Below are 20,288 nucleotides of genomic sequence, written 5' to 3' on the forward strand. Positions count from 1 at the left end.
CTCACCTAATTACTCACCGTCGGCGACAGTGAAGCGCGCGCGACGGTGCGCTGGGTTCTCAATCTCGTCGAGTGCTGCCACCGCGAAAGTGCCGGTGGTGACGAAAGGACCCGCAATGAGGTCATCCTGGAGAACGTAGGAGTTGGCCTTCTCGCCTGGGGCGATGTCGGGTGATGGTGCGAGCAGAACCCAGTCGATGTTGTCGGGCGACGCCTGGTAGGCGCGCAGCACCTCGATGAACGCGCGTGGCTCGGCGCCGTACTCCTCGGGGATTGCGCCGGTGTCAATCAGGAGAGTGCCGTCCTCGGTTTCCAAGCCGCCGGCGCCGCCGACGACGAAGAGGCGTGACGCTGGTGCTGCCTCGATGAGGTCCTTGTGGGCCTTGATTACGGGGCTGTAATCGCCGGTCTCGCGTCCGCCAGCGACGGAGATAATCGTGACATCGCTGTCATCTGTCAGAGCCTTCACTGCTTCCGTGTCAGTGAGCTCAAGCGTGCGGTACTCAACACCGTCAATAGGGGCCTCTGAAGAGCCAGAGCGACTGGTTCCTACTACTTCGTGGCCGCGGCTGACGGCTTCCTTCGCCATTGCGCTGCCGAACATGCCGTTGACTCCGATGATGCTGATGCGGGACATACATTCTCCTTGGTTTCTTGAATCTGCTTTACATCTGACAAGAACCCACCCTATGCTGGATACTTACTAAAGTAAAGTATAAAATTTCAATGGGGTACAGTGATTGCCATGGCCGAGGAAGAATCCGTTCTAGGGTGGAACCCCTTCAGTAGAAATTGCGCGAGCCGTGGCCTGTTGAATTCGATCGGTGATAAATGGGCCATTTTGATCCTGGCCTCGTTGGCGGATGGTGCACTGCGCTTCGGGGAGCTGGAAGAGGCCGTGGACGGCATCTCCCAGAAGATGCTGGCGCAGCGCCTCGGTGACATGGTCGCCGACGGTCTGGTTACCCGTGCGCAGTTCCAGGAGGTCCCGCCGCGGGTGGAATATGAACTCACCGACCTGGGGCGCTCCGCTCTGCCCGCAGTCCAAGGACTGATTGATTGGACCGTCGGTCACATGTCCCAGGTGTACGAAACGCGCCAGAAATAGCGAAAAAGCCTGCGCTGGAAAAAGTTCCAGCGCAGGCTTTCGTCGTCAAGCGAAATCTAGCGAAGCGGTGGCAAACTACATGCCGATGTTGCCGCCGTTAGCCTTCCATGCAACTGCTACTGCAGGACGTGGCTTGGAGTTGCCGCCGTCAGGCCAGTGGGAGGATGGGTTCTCCACGGTGGACTCGTCGCCCTCGCCTGGGTGCTGCACGTTGACCATCACGCGACGGTCGTCGACGATTGGGCCACAGGTCTCAGCGTCGGTTGGGACGGTGAGGAAGCACTTCAGCTCGCCACGGTTCGGGCCAGTGGTGGTCACCGCGTAGAGGCCGTCGTGGGTGTCCAGTGCGTTGCCGTCGGTGGAGATCCACAGGTTGCCGTAGGAATCGAACGCCAGGTTGTCTGGGCAGGAGATTGGGGAGACCTTGGACTTGTCGTAGCCAGCGAAGTAGGAGTATGCCTGATCTGGGTCGCCACAGATCAGGAAGATGTTCCAGCCGAAGGTGGTGCCGGCGTGGACATCGTCGATTTCCATGACCAGGCCGTTCTTGTTCTCCTTGATCGGAGCCCACTCGCGTGGATCCTCCTCGTTCTTGGATGCGTTTGTACCGGTAGCGCCACGGTAGGAGTTGTTGGTCAGGGCAACGTAGACCTTGCCGTCAACTGGGTTGGCCTGGAAGTCTTCAGGGCGGTCCATCTTGGTTGCGCCCACGGTGTCAGCTGCGAGGCGGGTGTAGACAGCAACCTCTTCAGCGGTGAAGCCGTCGATGTGGGACTCTGTGCCCTCGCGGGTGACGGTGAGCAGTGGGTGCCAGATGCCGGTGCCGTCGAAAGCGCCGTCTTCTGGGAGCGTGCCAGCACCGTCGATCTCGTCCTGTGGGGAGTTGCCTTCGAGGGAAGCAACGTAGAGGGTGCCGTAGTCGAGGATCTGCATGTTGTGCGCCATGTCGCCATCGACGATCTTCTCCGAGGAGATGAACTTGTAGATGTACTCGAAGCGCTCGTCATCGCCGGAGTAGCACACGACGGTGCCGTCTGCGGTGACGTGGACGTTGCCAGCCTCGTGCTTGAAGCGACCCATGGAGGTGTGCTTGATCGGGGTGGAGGTTGGATCGGTTGGATCAATCTCGACGATGTAGCCGAAGCGGTTGATCTCGTTTGGCTCCTTCTCCAGGTCAAAGCGATCGTGGAAGAGCTCCCAGCCGCGCTGGGACTGGCCGGAGCCGTCGACGCCGATGCGGTCTGCGTACTCCTTGTTACGGCCGGTCAGTGCGTCAGCGTTGGTGAAGTACTGGTCGATGTTCTCTTCGCCGGAGAGCATGGTGCCCCAAGGGGTGACGCCACCCGCACAGTTGTTCAGGGTGCCCAGGACGGTCTCGCCGGTGGAGTCCGCGTTGGTCTTCAGCAGATCGGTGCCCGCTGCAGGGCCGACGAGCTTGAATGGGGTCTGAGCGGTGATGCGGCGGTTCAGTGGGCCGAATTCGCGCTTCAGCTTGCCGGTGCGAGCATCGGTGGACACCTCGAGGATGGTGTGACCGTGTGCTGCGAGGCCGATGTTGACCTGCTCTTCGGTTGGGTTGTTGGAGTCGTAGTTCGGGTGCATCTGTGGCTCGGTGGTGTACTCGTGGGAGCACATGTAGACGAGGCGGCCCGCATCCGATGGGTGCTCGATCAGGCCAGCGAAGTCGTTGTTGAAGCCGAACTGCTGCTCCTGCTTTGCTGCGGTCTGGTTGTTGATGTCGAACTCAGGTGCGCCCTGGACGACTGGGTCGCCCCATGCGATGAGCACGTTGGTCTGGTAGCCCGCTGGAACGGTGACCGTGTCCTTGGTGTTTGGCTCGACGCTCTTGAACTTCATGCCGTCCACGGAGCCGGAGTGCTTGCTCGAGGAGTTGTTAGCCGAACCAGTGGAAGAGCCTGGGAAAGAAGAGCTGGAGGACTGTGCGTTCGCGGTCTGAGCTGCGAAGATGGATGCGCCACCGAAGGACAGGACGGACAGGCCGCCAGCTTTCAGTGCGGTGCGGCGAGACATGTCGCCGAAGTACTCGTTGGAAGACTTGTTGCCGCACTCACCGAAACATGCGTTGCCGCACTTGTAGGTGCAGGTCAGGGAAGAACGGTTGGAGTGGAAAAGGTTGGAAATAAGGTTACGGCCCTTAAGTGCCATGATGACTCCTCAATTACGCGCAAAAGCGACGGGTTTATTAAAAAGTTTTGAACGGATCACAGCGTATGGGCGTCAAATGTCTAGGCATGGACACTTAAGTGATATTTAGGTGAAAGTTAGGTGGATAAATTCACCTATCAAAATCTCTTTCAAATTAATAATAGAACCCGTGTAATTTTTCTCTCATTAATAAACACGACAAAAACTGTATTAAATAATTTTTTGCGGGTACGGTCGATGGAGTAACCAAGAGGAATCGACTTCAGACAAAGGATCGCACCCCACATGCACGTCAAAACGATGCCGGACACCAAGCAGCACCTCTCCGAGGCAAGCCACGAAATTGTGAAGGCCACCCTGCCGCTGGTAGGCGAGAAGATCGGCGAGATCGCGCCAGTGTTCTACAACAAGATGTTCGCAGCGCACCCCGAGCTCATCCGCGACACCTTCAACCGTGGCAATCAAAAGTCCGGCGAGCAGCAGAAGGCGCTCGCCGCCTCGGTGGCAACGTTTGCAACGATGCTTGTCGACGAGAACGCGCCCGACCCAGTCGGCCTGCTCAACCGCATTGCGCACAAGCACGTTTCTTTGGGCATCGTTCGCGACCAGTACCCCATCGTGCACAAGTACCTGCTGGAAGCTATCGCTGAAGTCCTCGGCGACGCCGTCACCGAAGAGGTAGCTAATGCCTGGTCCGAGGTTTACTGGACCATGGCTGACGTGCTTATCGCGCACGAGGAAGAGCTCTACGCCTCCGCAGGGGTCGAGCCCGGTGATGTATTCCGCGATGTCATCGTCACCGACAAGCGCGCCCTGTCTGACACTGTCACCCAGTACACCCTGACCGGCGAGCTCACCCAGGCGCAGCCAGGTCAGTACACCTCCGTTGGTGTTGTTCTGCCCGACGGTGCACGCCAGCTGCGCCAGTACTCCATCATCGATGCCGACGAGACCAACTACACCATCGCGGTCCAGTCTGACGGCGAAGTTTCCCACTTCCTGCGCGAAAACGTCGAAGTCGGCGACACGATTCAGGCAACGCTGGCCGCCGGCGACCTGGTGCTGCGCGACTCCAACGCGCCTGCCACCCTGGTGTCGTCTGGAATCGGCTCCACCCCAATGGTGGGCATGCTCAGCTACCTGGCCGAGAAGAATTCTGATCGCAAGGTCACCCTGGTCCATGCCGACGAGTCCGAAGCAAGCTTCGCGCAGAAGGATTCCGCAGAGGCACTCGTCGCAAAGCTAGAAAACGCGCAGCTGTCCGCCACCTACCGTGACAACGGCGAGCTTATCGACGTCGCCGCCCTCGATGTCGCGGGCTCCGACGTGTACCTCTGCGGCGGCAACGAGTTCCTGCAGGCGATCCGCTCTGGACTGGAGAACCTACCCGCGGAGAAGGCTCCGAAGGCTGTGTACTACGAACTGTTTAGCCCAAACGATTGGTTGATCAATTAGTTGTCGCACTCATCGACTACCCTGGTGAGTTGTGACTAATCAGGACCTTTCAGAGCAGCAGAAGATTCGCCGTGCGAAGCGCGAAAAGCTTATCCAAGACGGCCATGATCCGTACCCAGCCGAGGTCGAGCGGACTCACTCGCTCGCCGAGATCCGGGACAAATACGAGATCGTGGAAGAGGGCCTCGGCGACGGCGTAACCAAGCTGGAGGCGGGCCAGGAGACCGAGGATATTGTCTCGGTCACCGGTCGCATCATTTTCCAGCGCAACACGGGCAAGCTGTGCTTCGCTACCTTGCAAGAAGGTGACGGCACCAAGCTGCAGACCATGTTATCGCTGGCTGAGGTCGGCGAGGACGCGCTGGCGAACTGGAAGTCTGACACGGATATCGGCGATATCGTCTCCATTACTGGGCGCGTTATTGCTTCCAGGCGAGGAGAGCTCTCCGTCCAAGCCAAGTCCTGGACGATGGCCTCGAAGGCCCTGCGCCCGCTGCCGGTTGCCTTCGCGGACATGAACGAAGAGCAGCGCGTGCGCCACCGCTACACCGACCTGATCATGCGCGAAGACGCACGTAAAAACGCCATGATCCGCGTCAAGGTGATGGCGGCTCTGCGCAAGTTCCTCACCGGTGAAGATTTCGTGGAGATTGAAACCCCGATGCTGCAGACCTTGCACGGTGGCGCTGCGGCACGTCCTTTCGTGACGCACTCGAACTCGCTGGACATCGACCTGTACCTGCGAATCGCGCCGGAGCTCTACCTCAAGCGCGCCGTTGTCGGCGGCATCGACCGCGTCTTCGAGGTCAACCGCAACTTCCGCAACGAGGGCGTGGATTCCTCTCACTCGCCTGAGTTCACCATGCTGGAGACCTACCAGGCCTGGGGCGATTACACCGACGGTGCGCGCACCATGCGCGAGCTCGTGCAGTTCGTGGCACAGGAAGTCTTTGGCTCTACCACCGTGACGCTGGCGGACGGCACCGAGTACGACCTTGGCGGCGAGTGGCCGGTCATGGATATGTACACCTCGCTCAACGAGGCACTGCAGAAGAAGTTCCCTGGCCAGCCTGAGGTTACCGTGGACTCTTCCGTGGAGGAGCTCATGGGTATTGCTGGTGTCATTGGCCTTGATGTTCCTAAGGGACAGGGCTGGGGCCACGGCAAGCTCGTCGAGGAGATCTGGGAGCTGCTCTGCGAAGACCAGCTCGACGGCCCAGTGTTCGTCAAGGACTTCCCTGTAGAGACCTCGCCTCTGACCCGTGATCACCGCTCCAAGCCTGGTGTGACTGAGAAGTGGGACCTCTACGTGCGCGGCTTCGAGCTGGCCACCGGCTACTCCGAGCTCGTTGACCCTGTGATCCAGCGCGAGCGCTTCAAGGACCAGGCACGCCTAGCCGCCGACGGCGACGACGAAGCCATGGTGCTCGACGAGGACTTCCTGCAGGCCATGGAGCAGGGCATGCCACCTTCAGCAGGTTGCGGCATGGGCATCGACCGCCTGCTCATGGCACTCACCGGCCTGGGTATTCGCGAAACCGTGCTGTTCCCGCTGGTTAAGCCGGAAGCGCAGAACTAAGCGTTGCCTTATGGATGTTGCCCCTGAGCCCGATTGTGGCTCCGGCTGCCAGCACCACAAGGATGAGGGCGGGCACCACGAATGTGGTGTTGCTCAGCCACGGCACCCACGCCGCGGTAAACGTGCCGACGAGAATGAAAGCCGCGTCGGCGCGTCCCTGCGCAATTGGCAGTTCTGCTGCTGCCGATACATCGACGAGCAGAGTTGAGGCTGCCACGAACACCGCCGACCAGCCGAAAGCGACCAGAAGCATTGCGGCGACGCCAGCGCCAGGGTTAGCCGGTGCAAGCGCGACCAGGATCAATGCAGATGTCTGAAGCGCAAGACCTCCAAGCGCGACGGTTTCGCGGTGGAAGCGGTCGGTGAGCAGCCCGAAGAACCAGGCGAACGTGTACATCGCAACTGGTACGCCTAAGGCGTAGACGAGGATAGCCGTTCCTTCCGATCCCTCCGATCCCTCGATGTTGCCTTGATTGAGGGCGAAGTAGGAGACCGGCAGCAACGGGACCTGGGCAACGGCGATGAGTCCGATGGCGACCCAGGCTGGTTTTCCCAGGCGGTATCTGCCTGGGATGGCTGCGCGCTCAAGCGGATCGGGTCGCAGCCCAGCCTGACTCAGCGCGAGGGCAATGGCGCAGATGATGGCGATGGATAGCGAGCTGCTGACACCGAGCATCCTGCCTTCCTGATAGATCGGCTCACTGATCTGGATGAGAAGGATGCTGCCCACAACCAGCCCCAGCGTCATGGGGAGTATAGCGAGGCCGAGGAGGAGGCCACGTTTGTCTGAAGGCGCGACATCCGTGGCAATGAACCTTGCCTGCAGCCACACCGCGGCAGCTGGGCTGAGCAAAACCAAGCCGAGGAGGTGCAGCGGGAACGAGTACGTGTAGAACGCTAAGGCCAGCACAAGTGCTCCAACTACGGCGACCGCTAAGCCCGCAGTGAGAGCGTTACGACGACCCCATCTGGCCGCCACGCGTGAAAGGGCAAGGGCCCAGAAAGCTCCGCCGAACGGGGCCACCAGCACGCCCCAGTATCCCCAAGACATCATTTCGGCGGGGACCTGCATGCTCGCGGCCGGCGATAAGTAGTACACAAATTGTGACTGTGCGACGCCCGCGAGGAAGAGGATAACCGCGAGGACCGAAACGACCCTCAAGGCATATCCTGATTTAGTTTTCACCTCCTAATCGTACCTCGGAAAACTACCCCTGAACAGCCCTAATTCTGCGATTCATAATAATTACGGCGGTGGTGGCGGCAATGAGAAACACCAGTGCGATGGAGGCGAGCGCTGGCATGCCCGCTGCGCTGACGACCGGGCCCGCGAGCGCGCCACCGCCGGCACCAACGAGCGACATGACGAAGTCGCTGCGACCTTGAGCGAACGCGCGGTGTTCTTTCGGCGTGACGTCGACAAGCAGTGCCGAAGATCCGACCAACGCGGCCGACCAGCCAAGTCCCAACAGAATCAGAGCAGACACCGACGCGATCTGCGAAGTGGGGGAGACGATCAGGAGCAGGGCCGAAAGCGCCTGCATGGCGAATCCGAGTAACACGGTGGGAACGCGGCCCCACTTATCTGCCAGGACCCCGAAGACCGGCGAGAGTGCATACATTCCGGCGACGTGAGCACTGATAGTGATGCCGATAATGGTCAACGAGGCGCCATGACCAGTCATATGTACAGGAGTCATGGCCATGATGGCCACCATCGAAGCGTGTGCCACCGCAATCATGCCAATGGCTAGCCATGTTGGCGCGTGCAGCTTCGGCGCATGCTGCTTGTTGGTTCCTGCTTGCTCTTGTTCCTGTTTTTGAACCTGTTTTTGCATCGGATCCGGACGCAGCCCGACCTGAATCAGCGCAATGGCGACAAGCTGCAAGAGCGCGACCACGAAGTATGCACCCGCGTACTGCGCAAACCCCAAGGCACTGCCAATGGCCTCAGTGACTCCGAACAGGTTCGGTCCGATCACGGCACCGATGGTTGTCGACCACATGATCAGCGACAGGTTGCGTCCGCGGTTCTCTTCGTTCGACACATCCGATGCAACGAACCTTGTTTGCAATCCCACTGCAGTTGCGCCGCCGAGCAGGAAGAAACCTACTAACAGCACAGCCAGGACCCCGGTGTGTGCGGCGGTGAAGGCCAAGATTGCGCCGAAAACTGCGAGCGTCATGCCCAAGGTAAGCGCAGGGCGACGGCCACTTTTGATTGCCGTACGCGCTAAAAGCAAGGCCCAGATCGCGCCACCCAAGGTGGTAATCGTGGCACCGGCGCCGCCCCAGGCAGTGCCACCAATCTCAGCGGCGAGCAGGGAGCCCATAGAAAAGGAAACCCCCTGGGCCAGGCCGGCGATGATCTGCGCCCCGGCCAGTACCCAGAGGATTTTCGATGTGTAAGTGCGATTTTTATTCACGAAGTGAAAGTGTAGCCCCCATCACTTCGGGCGCCTAACGCGTCGAGCGAGGCATTCCCTCGGCGAAGCCAGCCTGGGACTGGACACCCACCACAGCACGGTCCTGGAAGGATGGGATATCTGCCGCGCCTGCATACGTGAATGCGGAGCGCACGCCGGAGGTGATGTCGTCGATAAGCTGCTCCACGCCGCCGTTGTCGCCGAGGTAGATCCGGGCGGTGGAAATGCCCTCCTCGAACATGGAGCGTCGTGCGCGCTCAAACGCCTCGGTATCGGTGTTGCGGTTGGTCACGGCCCGGCGCGAGGCCATACCGAAGGACTCCTTGTAGAGGCGGCCGTCGGAATCCGCATGCAGGTCGCCTGGCGACTCGAAGGTGCCGGCGAACCAGGAACCGATCATGGTGTTGGATGCACCTGCGGCAAGGGCGAGTGCCACGTCGCGAGGATCCCGGATGCCGCCGTCAGCCCAGACGTGACCGCCGAGCTCGCGAGCAGCCGTGGAGCACTCCAACACGGCGGAGAACTGCGGGCGGCCCACACCGGTTTGCATGCGGGTGGTGCACATGGCGCCGGGGCCAACACCGACCTTGACAATGTCGGCGCCCGCCTCGATGAGATCGCGGGTGCCTTCTGCGGTGACCACGTTGCCGGCGACAACTGGGACTTCTACGCCTACGGAGCGCACACGCTTGATAGCGTCGATCATGCCCTGCTGGTGACCATGGGCAGTATCGATGACCAGCACGTCTGCGTCGTGGAGCAGTTCCACTTCGCGCTCGATGTCGGCGTTAATGCCAATCGCGGCGCCGACGCGCAGGCGCCCGTTGGCATCGACGGCTGGGGAGTAGATGGAGGAGCGCAGGGCGGAATCCCTAGTCATCAAACCCACGAGCGAGCCATCCGAGGAAACGACAGGCGCAAGTTTGCGGCCTGCTTCCCGCAACTGCGTGAAGGCCTCGCGGGGAGTGGTGTCGTCGAGAAGCGTCATGAGGTCTCGCGACATGAAATCGCGCACCTGACTGAAATTGTCGGCGCCGCGCATGTCGCGATCGGTGATAATGCCCACTGGGCGATCACCATCGACGACCACCGCCGCACCGTGGGCGCGCTTGTGAATCAGGTTGCGGGTATAGCCCAGCGTGTGGTGCGGCTTGACGGTGATCGGGGTGTCGTAGACCGTGTGCGAGGCCTTGACCTTGGCAATCGTCTCCGCGATGATCTCGGCGGGCACGTCCTGCGGGATGATCGCCATGCCACCGCGCCGGGCGACAGTCTCTGCCATACGCCGACCTGCTACGGCCGTCATGTTGGACACAACCAGCGGAATCGTCGTACCGGTTTTGTCCTGTGTGGCCAAGTCCACGGACATGCGTGAGCCCACCTCTGAATGGTTGGGAACCATGAACACGTCGGAATAGGTCAGTTCATAGGGTGGGACGTTTTCATTGAGGAAACGCACGGTGGATCTCCTGGTTGATATTGGTTGCTGGGGCTTGTGTCGGCAGCCACTATACACGCGTCTCAGGTGGGGCGTTTCCGCAGGAGAATACCCTTTTCGGGGTACTGAGGGGCAGGGCGCTCAGCTTATGAAAACCTCGCGATTGTTGTACTTTGTTGTTTCTGCTGCTCGAAGCCACGCGCTTCCGGGCGGCTGACTTATTTCTTCTGACTCTTTTGCACGGTAAAGGTAGGCTCACGCACTTCAATGGCTGAAACTAAACAGCGCTCCGTCGGCGCGATTTTGACGGTACTGGTCATCTCCACCATGGTGATGATTCTCAACGAGACCACGCTCTCCATCGCTCTTTCCACCATCATGGCGGACTTCAACGTCACCGCCGATGTTGTCCAGTGGCTGACCACCGGCTTCATGCTCACGATGGCTATTGTCATCCCCACCACCGGCTTTCTGATCCAGCGATTCAAAACCCGCCACATCTACTTCGTGGCCATGGCACTGTTTATCATCGGCTCGCTCATGGGCGCGCTCGCGCCAACCTTCGGCGTCCTGCTCGCAGCCCGCGTCATCCAGGCATGCGGCACCGCGATTATCACCCCGCTGCTCATGACGGTCACACTCACCATTGTCCCGCCCGAGCGTCGCTGCGCCATGATGGGCATCAACTCCATCGTGATCTCGGTGGCTCCAGCACTCGGCCCCACCATCGCCGGCTTGATCCTCAACTTCTTCACCTGGCACTACCTGTTTTGGCTGATGGTCCCCATCGCCGTGATCTGCCTGGTTATCGGCATCTTCCTGCTGCAAAACGTCGGCGAGAACTCCGCAATTCCTTTCGATGTTTTCTCGGTCATCCTCTCGGCGCTCGCCTTCGGCGGCATTGTTTATGGTTTTTCGACGATTGGCCAGCTCATCAGCGGTACCTCGTCGGCACCAATGATCGCGCTCCTCGCTGGCATTGTCTTCCTGGCCATCTTTGTCTACCGCCAGATTGTGCTGGGCAAGCGCGGCCGTGCGCTGCTGGACATGTCTGCCTTCTCGGTGCGTAACTTCACGTTCTCGGTGATCACCGTGTTCTGCGCGATGGCCATGATGCTGGGTACCGTCAACGTACTTCCTATCTACTTGCAGTCCGCTCTGATGGTCACCCCGCTGCTCGTTGGCTTACTGCTTTTGCCTGGTGGTTTGCTCCAAGGCATCGTGTCCCCATTCATTGGGCGGATCTACGACAACGTCGGTCCTCGGCCTTTAGCAGTTCCTGGCGCCATCTTGATGGCAGGTTCCCAGTGGTGGCTGTACTTCATGATCTCCGATGACACGTCCCTGTGGCTGATCATCACTGCGCACGTGATCTTCAACATCGGTATGGCATTGGTGATGACTCCGCTGATGACTGTCTCGCTGTCCTCGTTGCCGATGAACCTCTACTCGCACGGCTCCGCAATTATGAACACGTTGCAGCAGCTCGGCGGAGCGGCCGGTACCGCGATCATGATTGCTGCAATGTCCATTGGTGCTGCGCGTGCCTCCTCGGCTGGCATGGCTGCGAGCGCGGCACAGGCGGCAGGTACCCAGGAGGCATTCCTGGCCGGTGGCATCCTTGGCATCGTTGCGATTGCGGCGTCCTTCTTCGTCACTGCTTTGGACAAGGCGCCGAAGACTGTGTCTGAGTCTGCGCCTGAGCATGTGGCTGCTTAGTCGAATACTTGTTTTAGTGCTCCGACGTGATGTGTGAAATTTAATTAAACTTGGAGTGGCTCTCGTAATACCAAATCCATGCGCCCTGCAAAGGCTATTTTTACTGGTAGAGGTCGTACCGTTCCGCGGTAAGGGAGCCGCACAAGAAGTTTAATAGAACACAAAATTTTCTAGAGGAGCACAACATGGTCAAGATTGACACATTCGAAAATCGTGTCGCAGTAGTTACGGGCGGCGCATCCGGTATCGGCAGGGGTATTGCAGAAGCACTCATTGGCGCGGGGGCGACCGTGGTTATCGCAGACGTAAACGAGGAAAGCGCGCAAGCTACCGCGAAGGAGATCGGCGCACTTGCACGTCACGTCGACGTCTCTGATCCGGTTAGTGTCGACGAATTGGCTAAGTCCGTGATTGAAGAGTGCGGCCGCGTGGACATTGTGGTGAATAACGCCGGCGTGGGCCCACTCGAGACTTTTGAGTCGATGAGTTTGCAGGACTTCCGCTGGGTTCTTGAGATTAACTTAGGTGGCGTCATCCACGGCATGAAGACATTCCTGCCGTATCTCAAGGAAAACGAAAACGGCGGTTATATCGTAAACACGGCGTCGGTTGCTGCTGTTCTGCCTGGTGAGGGAACAGCCGCCTACGGCGCTTCAAAGGCTGCAATGCTTTCGATCGGAGACACCGTGGACCTCGAGCTGCGTGCAGCCGGCAACGATACCGTCGGCGTTGCAACGCTGATGCCGGCCATGGTGCGCAGCAATATTACGGAAAACTCCCGCCAGCGTCCGGGCTTCGACGCCGACACTGACCAGACGGAAGACTTCCAGGTTGAGTCCCGCGTGCTTGAGCCTCGTGATGTAGGCGAGATGGTCGTCGAAGCTCTGCGCGCCGGGAACCGCCACATTTTCACCCACCCTGAGACCCGCGAGGCAATCGCGGCCTACCAGGCAGACGTGATCAGTGGGTTTGACGCTTAATTTCACTCGGTTTTCTTATCGACCAATCGTGCTAAAACTGCTGTATATGGCATGTTTTTGCACGATCGGTCGATAATTTTTTGGCGCACATGCGGTCGCATCGGTGACGTTTGGAAAACGGGCCGATTAGGTACGATAATTGGTACATAAAACAAACGTCACGGATATGGAGTCGCCTGAGCGCCCCCAGTCAAATATGGCTTGTGACACTTAGAGTTACCTAAGTTAGTGACATCACGCTGTGAGGGTGATATGGTTTTCCTGTAAGCAATCTTCAGGGTTGTTACCCTCCAGCCTTTAAAACCTTGGTGGGGCAAGACCTGGGACAGCGCACACATTGTGCGTTGCCCCAGGTCTTTTTTCATTCCTGAAGGAGTGTCGGAAACTACCAAAGGAGCAAGAAATGGCGAAGACATCGCTGCAGGAAAACGCTGCAGATATCTTGGCTGGAGTCGGCGGCGCCGACAACATCTCGTCATTTACCCACTGTGCTACCCGTCTCCGGTTCGAACTCAAGGACCCGAGCCTGGCGGACAAAGAACGTCTCGAAGCGAACCCGAAGGTCATGGGCGCCATCGCCCAAGGCGGTAGCCACTACCAGGTCATCGTCGGCGGCGACGTGGCCAGCGTATATACCGCCATGAACCAACTCCCCGAAATGAAGGCAAGCGGCGGGGCGTCGAAATCCGACGCCGACGTCAAGGCTGAGGCGAGGTCGAAAACGAAGGGCAAGTACTCCTGGCTGGATGCCTTCTTCGAGTACCTGTCGGATTCCTTCCGCCCATTGCTTGGCGTGCTGCTCGGTGCCTCGCTGATCATCGCGTTCGCCGCGGTGATGGATGCCTTCGGCGTCGCCGACTTCCGCGCAGAGGTGAAGAGCCCAGGCTGGCAGTTCGTGGACGCTATGTGGCGTTCCGTGTTCTACTTCCTGCCGGTATACGTGGCGTATAACGCCGGTAAGAAACTCAACATTGACCCGTGGGTGCCTGCAGCTGTGATTCTCGCGCTGATGACTCCAGAGTTCATGAGCCTGGCTGACCACCCAGACGTAGTCACCCAAACCAACCAGCTGCTGGGTACCGAGACCTCCATTATCCAGGTCTTCGGTCTGCCAATGCTGCTCAACGACTACGGCGGAAACGTCTTCGTGCCACTGATCATGGCCCCGATCGCAGCACTCGTGTACAAGGGATTGCAGAAGATCATCCCGTCTGCGGTGCACATGGTGTTCGTGCCATTCCTCACCCTGGCTATCGTGATCCCACTGACTGCTTTCCTGATCGGCCCATTCGGTGTGATTATCGGCAACTACCTGGGTATCGGTTTGGCGTGGCTGAACGGCAACGCACCATTCATCTTCGCAATCCTAATCCCAATGCTCTACCCATTCCTGGTTCCGCTGGGCCTGCACTGGCCACTGAACGCGCTGATGCTGGTGAACATCAACACCCTGGGCTACGACTTCATTCAGGGCCCCATGGGCGTATGGAACTTCGCATGTTTCGGTGCAACAGCCGGCGTGCTCTACATCTCCATGCGCGACCGCGACACCCAGATGCGCCAGACTTCCGCATCGGCACTGGCTGCTGGCCTATTCGGCGGTATCTCGGAGCCTTCCCTCTACGGTATTCACCTGCGGTTTAAGAAGATCTACCCACGCATGCTCGTCGGATGTTTTGTCGGTGGCGTCACCATTGCCATCCTTTCGGCAGGCTCGGGCGGCGTGCAGACCAACGCTTTCGTGTTCACCTCGCTGCTGACCGTCGTGGTGTTCAACCCGATCGTGCCTTACCTGATTGCTATCGCAGTGGCCTTCTTTACCGCGTTCATCCTGATCGCACTCACCGACTACCGCACCCCAGAAGAGAAGGCAGAGTTCGAAGCTGCACGCGATGCGCAGGAAGCTGAAGCCGCACGCACCACAGTGGTTGATGAAAACCAGGACGCTCCTGCAATCGCAGCTGGTGAAGGGGAAGGTGAGTCGTCGTTAAGCGAAAAACCTGCTTCCGTGGCAACCTTAGCGCAGCCCTCGACGCAGTTCCTCGCGGCGCCGATCTCCGGTGAGCTTGTGGCCATGGCCGACATCAAGGATGCGGCCTTCGCCTCCGGTGCGCTCGGCGAGGCCGTGGGCATCGTGCCAACCAGCAATGCGGTGGTCGCGCCGGTGGCCGGCACCGTGATCTCAGTGGCCAAGACCGGTCACGCCTACGGCATCAAGACCGACGACGGCGTCGAGATTCTCGTGCACATCGGCGTGGACACCGTGAAGATGAAGGGTGAAGGATTCACCCCGGCCGTGGAGAAGAAGCAGCACGTCGAAGCCGGTGACCTGCTCGCCACCGTCGACTTCGAAGCCGTCGATGCGGCGGGCTTCGACCCGACCGTGATCATGACCGTGGTCAACTCCAAGTCGCTCGACTCGGTCACCGCCGCAACTGCCGGAAAAGTTGAGTCCGGTGACACAGTATTCAACATCTCCAAGTAGGTACGCTAGTAAGTGATGCACATCTTGCGAGTTTTCAACAACAACGTCGCTTTGGCTAAGGGCCCCAGCGGCGAAGTTGTTGTGACTGGACGTGGTGTCGGCTTCGGCGCTAAGCAGGGAGATCTTGTCGACGAGACCAAGGTCCACAAGGTTTTCGTCCCCTCCGAAGGCCGCGATCCCGACCATCTGGCCATCATGCTCGCCGATATTCCCGGCGACGTAGTGGCACAGGTCAACGACACCTTCGACGCAATCCACGCGCCGAAGGAGCTGCGCGAGAAAATCACGCTCGTCGTCGCCATCGCCGACCACTTGAACAACGCGATCAAGCGCGCGGACACCGGCGAGGTCATTGTGTATCCGCTCGAGGCAGAGGTCGCGCATTTATACCCAGAAGAGCTTTCGCTTGCCGACGATTTTCTGTCCAACTTCAGCGCACGCGTCGGCCAGGACCTGCCGAAATCGGAAGCTGTTGCTCTCGCGCTGCACTTCGTGAATGCGGGATTTACCACCGGTGACCTGGCGTTTACGTACCGTATGACCGGGTTGATTGAGCAGCTCCTCGCCGTGATTGGCGCAGACCTAGGAACCACCCTGGGCAGCGACATTAGCGTTGCGCGCTTGATCACCCACCTGCGCTATTTGTTTACCCGCATCGCGCAGCACGACCAGCTCACCGGGCAGAAGTCGGCTTTGTCGCAACAGATTCAGGAAAGCTACCCACAATCGTTCGAAACCGCGAATAAAATAGCCTCACTAATAGAACTGCGTTTTGACGTTGAACTCAGCAGCGACGAAGTCTCGTATCTCACCTTGCACGTCGCTCGCCTCGGAGCAAGACATGGCAGTGACAGAAGCGTCAGTAGTAACAAGGAGTAATTAACCATGTCCACACATAATCGCACCCGCATTTCGGGCATCGGCGTCTCTACAGGAACAGCGCACGGTCCAGCAGTATTCGTTGTTCCTGCGGCAGGTTTTAACGCCGACGAATCCTCGAGCACCGATCCAGAGGCGGACGGCCAGCGCATCCGCGAGGTCCTCCAAGCCGTGGCCGACGGGCTGCGCGCCCGCGCCGAGGGTGCTTCCGATTCCGCGAAGGAAATCCTGGAAGCCACCGCAGGCCTTGCCACCGACCGTGGTCTGATCCGTGGCGTGGACAAGGAACTCAAGAAGGGCTCCGGTGTGACCCGCGCCGTCCACGATGCCGTGGAGAAGTTCGCCGAGAAGCTGCGCAAGCTCGGCGGCTACATGGCTGAGCGCGTCACCGACCTCTACGACATCCGCGACCGCGCCATCTCACGCCTCCTCGGCCTGCCCGAGCCGGGTCTTCCTGAGCTCGCCGAGCCTAGCGTCCTCATCGCGGTGGACCTCGCACCAGCAGAGACCGCAACGCTCGATCCCGACCAGGTCCGTGGCATCATCACCTCCGCCGGTGGCCCAACCTCACACACCGCTATTCTTGCAGCTCAGCTCGGCATTCCGGCAGTGGTGAAGGCTTCTGAGATCTACGACGTAGTCTCCGAAGGCGACACCGTGGCACTCGACGGTGGTGCAGGCGAGGTCATCGTCGCGCCGCTAGACGACGATCTCACGGAGCTGGCTGAGCGGGCGGCTCGTCGCGAAGCGGCTCTTGCAGGCTCGGAAGGCCGTGGCATGACCCGTGACGGCTACCCAATCAAGCTGCTGGCCAACATTGGCACCGCCGACGACGCCCGCAAGGCCGCAAGCTTCGACCTGGAGGGCTCCGGCCTGTTCCGCACCGAGTTCCTTTTCCTCGGCCGCGACGATGCGCCGTCCGTTGAGGAACAGACCGCCACCTACACCGAGGTGCTCAAGGCCTTCGGGGATCGCCGCGTGGTTGTGCGCACCCTGGACGCTGGCGCGGATAAGCCCCTGCGCTTCGCTGACCTCGGCGAGGAAGAAAACCCGGCACTTGGCCGCCGTGGCCTGCGTCTTTCCATGGTGCGCGAGGACCTCCTCGATGCCCAGCTCCAGGCGCTGGCGAACGCGAATGCAGCCACCGAGGCCGACCTGTGGGTCATGGCCCCGATGGTGGCTACCGTCGATGAGGCTCGCTGGTTTGCTGATAAGGCCCGCGGGTTCGGGTTGGAGCGAGTTGGCGTGATGGTGGAGACGCCGGCAGCTGCGATTCGCTCCGAGCAGGTGCTTTCCGAGGTGGACTTCGCATCGATCGGCACCAACGACCTCTCCCAGTACACGATGGCCGCCGACCGCATGCAGGGCGAGCTGGCCGACCTACTCAGCCCGTGGCAGCCGGCCGTGATGGCAATGGTTCAGGCCACCTGCATCGGCGGTGGCAAGGCAGACAAGCACATTGGTGTTTGTGGTGAGGCCGGCGGCGATCCGCTGATGGCGCTGGTCCTGGTCGGCCTCGGTGTGACCTCGCTGTCGATGGCTCCCACCAAGGTCACGGCGGTGCGTGCTGCACTGAAGCTACACGACCATGCGACCTGCCGGGCTATTGCTGCCCAGGCGTTGGCGGCTCCGACTGCGGAAAAGGCCCGCGAGGCTGCTTTGGCCATGGCTGACCCGATTGTGAAGGACCTGCTCTAAGGGGTTCAGGCTTGGTGTTGGTTTGATTCCCCGTGATTCCCCGTGTGGTCGAAAACAGTTTTCGACCACACGGGTTTTTCGCCTTATTTTCGACCATGCGACCTGGGGAAACCTGGGCCTGGTCTCGGTTGGTCGAAAACCTGGTGGCGCGGTTTTCGACCATGCGAGGGACGCGCGCCGGTTCGGCGCTTTTAGCTGGCTCAGGGCTGCAGATGCCTGCAATTTCCTGGATTAATCCCCATAACCCGGATGCTCGATTTTGATTATCGAGCATCCGGGTCTTTCGCCCCATTATCGAGCACACGGGGCGATCCTGCGCCGATGAATTTATATCGCCATTTAAGAACAACACAGTTTAGAGTTTCTAGACAGCTTAGTTCATTATTGAAAGGTTGAATTCATGTCTACACCGTCATTGCCGATTATCTCGCTGCGGAAGATCGTCGAAGGTCCGAACCGCGAGGAAGAAATTGCCCGCCTCCGCGAAGTTACCCACACGATCGGATTTTTCTATCTAGCTGACCACGATGTTCCACAGGCGCAGCAAGAGGAACTGTTCGCTACGGTCAAGGAATTCTTCGCACTGCCGCAAGAGCAGAAGGAAGAGATCTCTAACCTGAAGAACCCGCACTATCGTGGTTACGCAAAGCTTGGCGACGAACGTACTCAGGAAAAGGTCGACTGGCGCGAGCAAATTGATTATGCAGCAGATCGGCCAGTGGAAACTGAAGGATTAGAAGACCATCCTTGGCGCGTACTGGAAGGTCCGAACCCGTGGCCATCGGCCTTGCCACAGGTTAAGGGGCAGGTGACAGATTGGCAGGACAAGCTCACCGAGATCTCTAATAAGCTGCTGAGCGCGTGGGCGGAGTCGTTGGGGCAACCAGCGGACTTCTTTGCTCCGGCGTTTGAGAAGCCGTACCCGCTGCTCAAGCTCGTGCACTATCCAGCACCGCTGGAACAGGAGTCCGAGCAAGGAGTGGGTGCGCACCACGATGCCGGCGTGCTGACGCTGTTGCTCATCGAAGAAGATTCAACAGGTCTTCAAGTACTCAAAGATGACGAGTGGATTGATGTGGAGCCTTTGCCAAATCACTTCATCGTCAATATCGGCGAGCTGCTCGAAGTTGCTACCGACGGCTATTTGGTGGCCACCAAGCACCGGGTGCTCCCGCCGGAGCCGGGTAAAGATCGTTTTTCCATCCCGTTCTTCCTCACTCCAAGCCTGGATGCCGCATTGCCGCAGGTGGAGCTACCGGAAGAGCTAGTCAAGGAAGCTCCAGGTGCGGGCAAGGACCTCGAGGGGCAGGAAATCTTCGACGTTTCTGGCCGCAACCTGCTCAAGTCGCGCCTGCGTGCACACCCGGAAACCACTAAGATTTTCCACGCCGAGCTCGCAGAAGCGCTGGTGTAGTGCACATTGAAGAAAGCATTTGCGACGATCGCAGCCACTGCTCTTTCCGCGTCGCTGCTGGCCGCCTGCGGGTCTGCGCAGGACGAGATTAGCGTGCTGGCCACAGCCGTTCCCCACGAAGAAATCCTGGCGTGGGTCGACGAACAACACAACGATTTCGCATTGGATATCAAGGTCGTCTCCGGTGGGCCCGAGGTGAACATGTCCGTGGCGGATGGAAGCGCCGACGTGAATTTCTTCCAACACCTGCCGTACCTGTTGGACTGGGAATCGTCGTCAAGCGAAAAGCTTGTTGATCTAGGTGGCGTCCACATCGAGCCGATGTCGATGTACTCGAACTCGGTAGCTGCGGTCGACGAGCTGCAAGACGGTGCACGGGTCGCGGTGCCCAATAGTGCGAGTAACCTCGCGCGCGCACTTTTGCTATTGCAAGATCATGGTCTGCTGACGCTCGATGGCGAGCTGGATCCGGCGGACGTGTCGAAGATCAACCTGGATTCGATCGTGGAGAACCCGAAGAATATCGAGATCGTTCCAGTCGCTGATGAGATCGTCGTGCAGTCGCTTGACGACGAGTCGGTAAACGGCGTTATTGCTTCTTCGAATTACGCGATGGATATCGGCCTAGACCCAGTTGCAGACGCGGTGATTTCGGAAAGCCCGAAGGACAATCCGTACGCGAATATCATTGTGGCCAATGAAGATTCGGCGAAAGACCCACAGGTGCAGGCACTCGTCGATGCACTGTTTTCCAATGAGACATCGGAGTGGATCGAAGAAACCTACGGATCGGCCGTAATTCCCGTTCATTAGAGGTCAAAATAGGGCTGTTCGCTACCGGCGTACATGCCATTGACCTGCGAAAACACCCGTTTTGCGAGGGGTGTGTTCAAAAAGGTTGAATACAAGGCCCATCGTGCGCGTTATTGTGGGTGACACATT

At 59.3% G+C, this 20,288-nt stretch carries 15 protein-coding genes; 10 read left to right on the top strand and 5 right to left on the bottom strand.

What is annotated here, in order from left to right:
• Positions 1 to 9: 9 nt before the first annotated feature.
• Positions 10 to 636 (bottom strand): NAD(P)-dependent oxidoreductase, encoded by a 627-nt coding sequence (locus A37O_RS0109760; RefSeq protein WP_018297323.1) that lies wholly within the window; start codon positions 634 to 636, stop codon positions 10 to 12.
• A 108-nt stretch (positions 637 to 744) separates the two neighbouring features.
• Here A37O_RS0109760 and A37O_RS0109765 point away from each other — a divergent pair, with 108 nt between their 5' ends.
• Positions 745 to 1,107, top strand: a complete 363-nt coding sequence (locus A37O_RS0109765; protein ID WP_026196292.1) for a winged helix-turn-helix transcriptional regulator — start codon at positions 745 to 747, stop codon at positions 1,105 to 1,107.
• Between the two features lie 75 nt (positions 1,108 to 1,182).
• Here the strand turns inward: A37O_RS0109765 and A37O_RS0109770 are convergent, their stop codons facing one another.
• Positions 1,183 to 3,273, bottom strand: a complete 2,091-nt coding sequence (locus A37O_RS0109770; RefSeq protein ID WP_018297325.1) for a PhoX family protein — start codon at positions 3,271 to 3,273, stop codon at positions 1,183 to 1,185.
• Between the two features lie 285 nt (positions 3,274 to 3,558).
• Here A37O_RS0109770 and A37O_RS0109775 point away from each other — a divergent pair, with 285 nt between their 5' ends.
• A complete protein-coding gene (locus A37O_RS0109775) occupies positions 3,559 to 4,728 on the top strand; it encodes a globin domain-containing protein (RefSeq protein WP_018297326.1) in 1,170 nt (389 codons plus the stop codon).
• A gap of 31 nt (positions 4,729 to 4,759) precedes the next feature.
• Positions 4,760 to 6,307, top strand: a complete 1,548-nt coding sequence (gene lysS / locus A37O_RS0109780) for a lysine--tRNA ligase (protein ID WP_018297327.1) — start codon at positions 4,760 to 4,762, stop codon at positions 6,305 to 6,307.
• Here the strand turns inward: lysS and A37O_RS0109785 are convergent.
• The 3 genes from A37O_RS0109785 to A37O_RS0109795 are packed head-to-tail and all read right to left on the bottom strand — an operon-like array spanning position 6,285 to position 10,192.
• Positions 6,285 to 7,493: an MFS transporter gene (locus A37O_RS0109785; protein WP_156802560.1), complete on the bottom strand. Its 1,209-nt coding sequence runs from the start codon at positions 7,491 to 7,493 to the stop codon at positions 6,285 to 6,287. The genes lysS and A37O_RS0109785 overlap by 23 nt on opposite strands.
• A gap of 22 nt (positions 7,494 to 7,515) precedes the next feature.
• Positions 7,516 to 8,733, bottom strand: coding sequence for an MFS transporter (locus tag A37O_RS0109790; protein WP_018297329.1), 1,218 nt, complete (start codon positions 8,731 to 8,733; stop codon positions 7,516 to 7,518).
• A gap of 34 nt (positions 8,734 to 8,767) precedes the next feature.
• Positions 8,768 to 10,192: a GuaB1 family IMP dehydrogenase-related protein gene (locus A37O_RS0109795; protein ID WP_018297330.1), complete on the bottom strand. Its 1,425-nt coding sequence runs from the start codon at positions 10,190 to 10,192 to the stop codon at positions 8,768 to 8,770.
• A 246-nt stretch (positions 10,193 to 10,438) separates the two neighbouring features.
• Between A37O_RS0109795 and A37O_RS15255 the strand changes: the two genes are divergently transcribed.
• The 7 genes from A37O_RS15255 to A37O_RS0109830 all read left to right on the top strand — a co-directional run bounded on the left by A37O_RS15255 (position 10,439) and on the right by A37O_RS0109830 (position 20,159).
• On the top strand, positions 10,439 to 11,890 hold the full coding sequence (locus A37O_RS15255) for an MDR family MFS transporter (protein ID WP_018297331.1): 1,452 nt from the start codon (positions 10,439 to 10,441) through the stop codon (positions 11,888 to 11,890).
• 185 nt (positions 11,891 to 12,075) lie between these two features.
• Complete coding sequence (locus A37O_RS15260; RefSeq protein ID WP_018297332.1) at positions 12,076 to 12,870, top strand: SDR family oxidoreductase; 795 nt, start codon at positions 12,076 to 12,078, stop codon at positions 12,868 to 12,870.
• 403 nt (positions 12,871 to 13,273) lie between these two features.
• Positions 13,274 to 15,355 (top strand): glucose PTS transporter subunit IIA, encoded by a 2,082-nt coding sequence (locus tag A37O_RS0109810; RefSeq protein WP_018297333.1) that lies wholly within the window; start codon positions 13,274 to 13,276, stop codon positions 15,353 to 15,355.
• 15 nt (positions 15,356 to 15,370) lie between these two features.
• The gene (locus A37O_RS0109815) at positions 15,371 to 16,234 is read left to right on the top strand and encodes a PRD domain-containing protein (RefSeq protein WP_018297334.1); all 864 of its coding nucleotides are present in this window, start codon (positions 15,371 to 15,373) and stop codon (positions 16,232 to 16,234) included.
• Between the two features lie 6 nt (positions 16,235 to 16,240).
• Positions 16,241 to 17,932 (top strand): phosphoenolpyruvate--protein phosphotransferase, encoded by a 1,692-nt coding sequence (ptsP, locus tag A37O_RS0109820; RefSeq protein WP_018297335.1) that lies wholly within the window; start codon positions 16,241 to 16,243, stop codon positions 17,930 to 17,932.
• Positions 17,933 to 18,332: 400 nt separating this feature from the next.
• On the top strand, positions 18,333 to 19,346 hold the full coding sequence (locus A37O_RS0109825; RefSeq protein WP_018297336.1) for an isopenicillin N synthase family dioxygenase: 1,014 nt from the start codon (positions 18,333 to 18,335) through the stop codon (positions 19,344 to 19,346).
• Positions 19,347 to 19,352: 6 nt separating this feature from the next.
• Positions 19,353 to 20,159: a MetQ/NlpA family ABC transporter substrate-binding protein gene (locus tag A37O_RS0109830; RefSeq protein WP_018297337.1), complete on the top strand. Its 807-nt coding sequence runs from the start codon at positions 19,353 to 19,355 to the stop codon at positions 20,157 to 20,159.
• Positions 20,160 to 20,288: the final 129 nt, after the last annotated feature.

The organism is Corynebacterium lubricantis DSM 45231 (assembly GCF_000379425.1).
In the GTDB taxonomy this organism is placed as follows: domain Bacteria; phylum Actinomycetota; class Actinomycetes; order Mycobacteriales; family Mycobacteriaceae; genus Corynebacterium; species Corynebacterium lubricantis.

Coding starts and splice junctions, on each gene's coding strand:
- A37O_RS0109760 (WP_018297323.1), bottom strand. CDS start 636: ATGTCCCGCATCAGCATCATCGGAGTCAACGGCATGTTCGGCAGCGCA.
- A37O_RS0109765 (WP_026196292.1), top strand. CDS start 745: ATGGCCGAGGAAGAATCCGTTCTAGGGTGGAACCCCTTCAGTAGAAAT.
- A37O_RS0109770 (WP_018297325.1), bottom strand. CDS start 3,273: ATGGCACTTAAGGGCCGTAACCTTATTTCCAACCTTTTCCACTCCAAC.
- A37O_RS0109775 (WP_018297326.1), top strand. CDS start 3,559: ATGCACGTCAAAACGATGCCGGACACCAAGCAGCACCTCTCCGAGGCA.
- A37O_RS15255 (WP_018297331.1), top strand. CDS start 10,439: ATGGCTGAAACTAAACAGCGCTCCGTCGGCGCGATTTTGACGGTACTG.
- A37O_RS15260 (WP_018297332.1), top strand. CDS start 12,076: ATGGTCAAGATTGACACATTCGAAAATCGTGTCGCAGTAGTTACGGGC.
- A37O_RS0109810 (WP_018297333.1), top strand. CDS start 13,274: ATGGCGAAGACATCGCTGCAGGAAAACGCTGCAGATATCTTGGCTGGA.
- A37O_RS0109815 (WP_018297334.1), top strand. CDS start 15,371: ATGCACATCTTGCGAGTTTTCAACAACAACGTCGCTTTGGCTAAGGGC.
- ptsP (WP_018297335.1), top strand. CDS start 16,241: ATGTCCACACATAATCGCACCCGCATTTCGGGCATCGGCGTCTCTACA.
- A37O_RS0109825 (WP_018297336.1), top strand. CDS start 18,333: ATGTCTACACCGTCATTGCCGATTATCTCGCTGCGGAAGATCGTCGAA.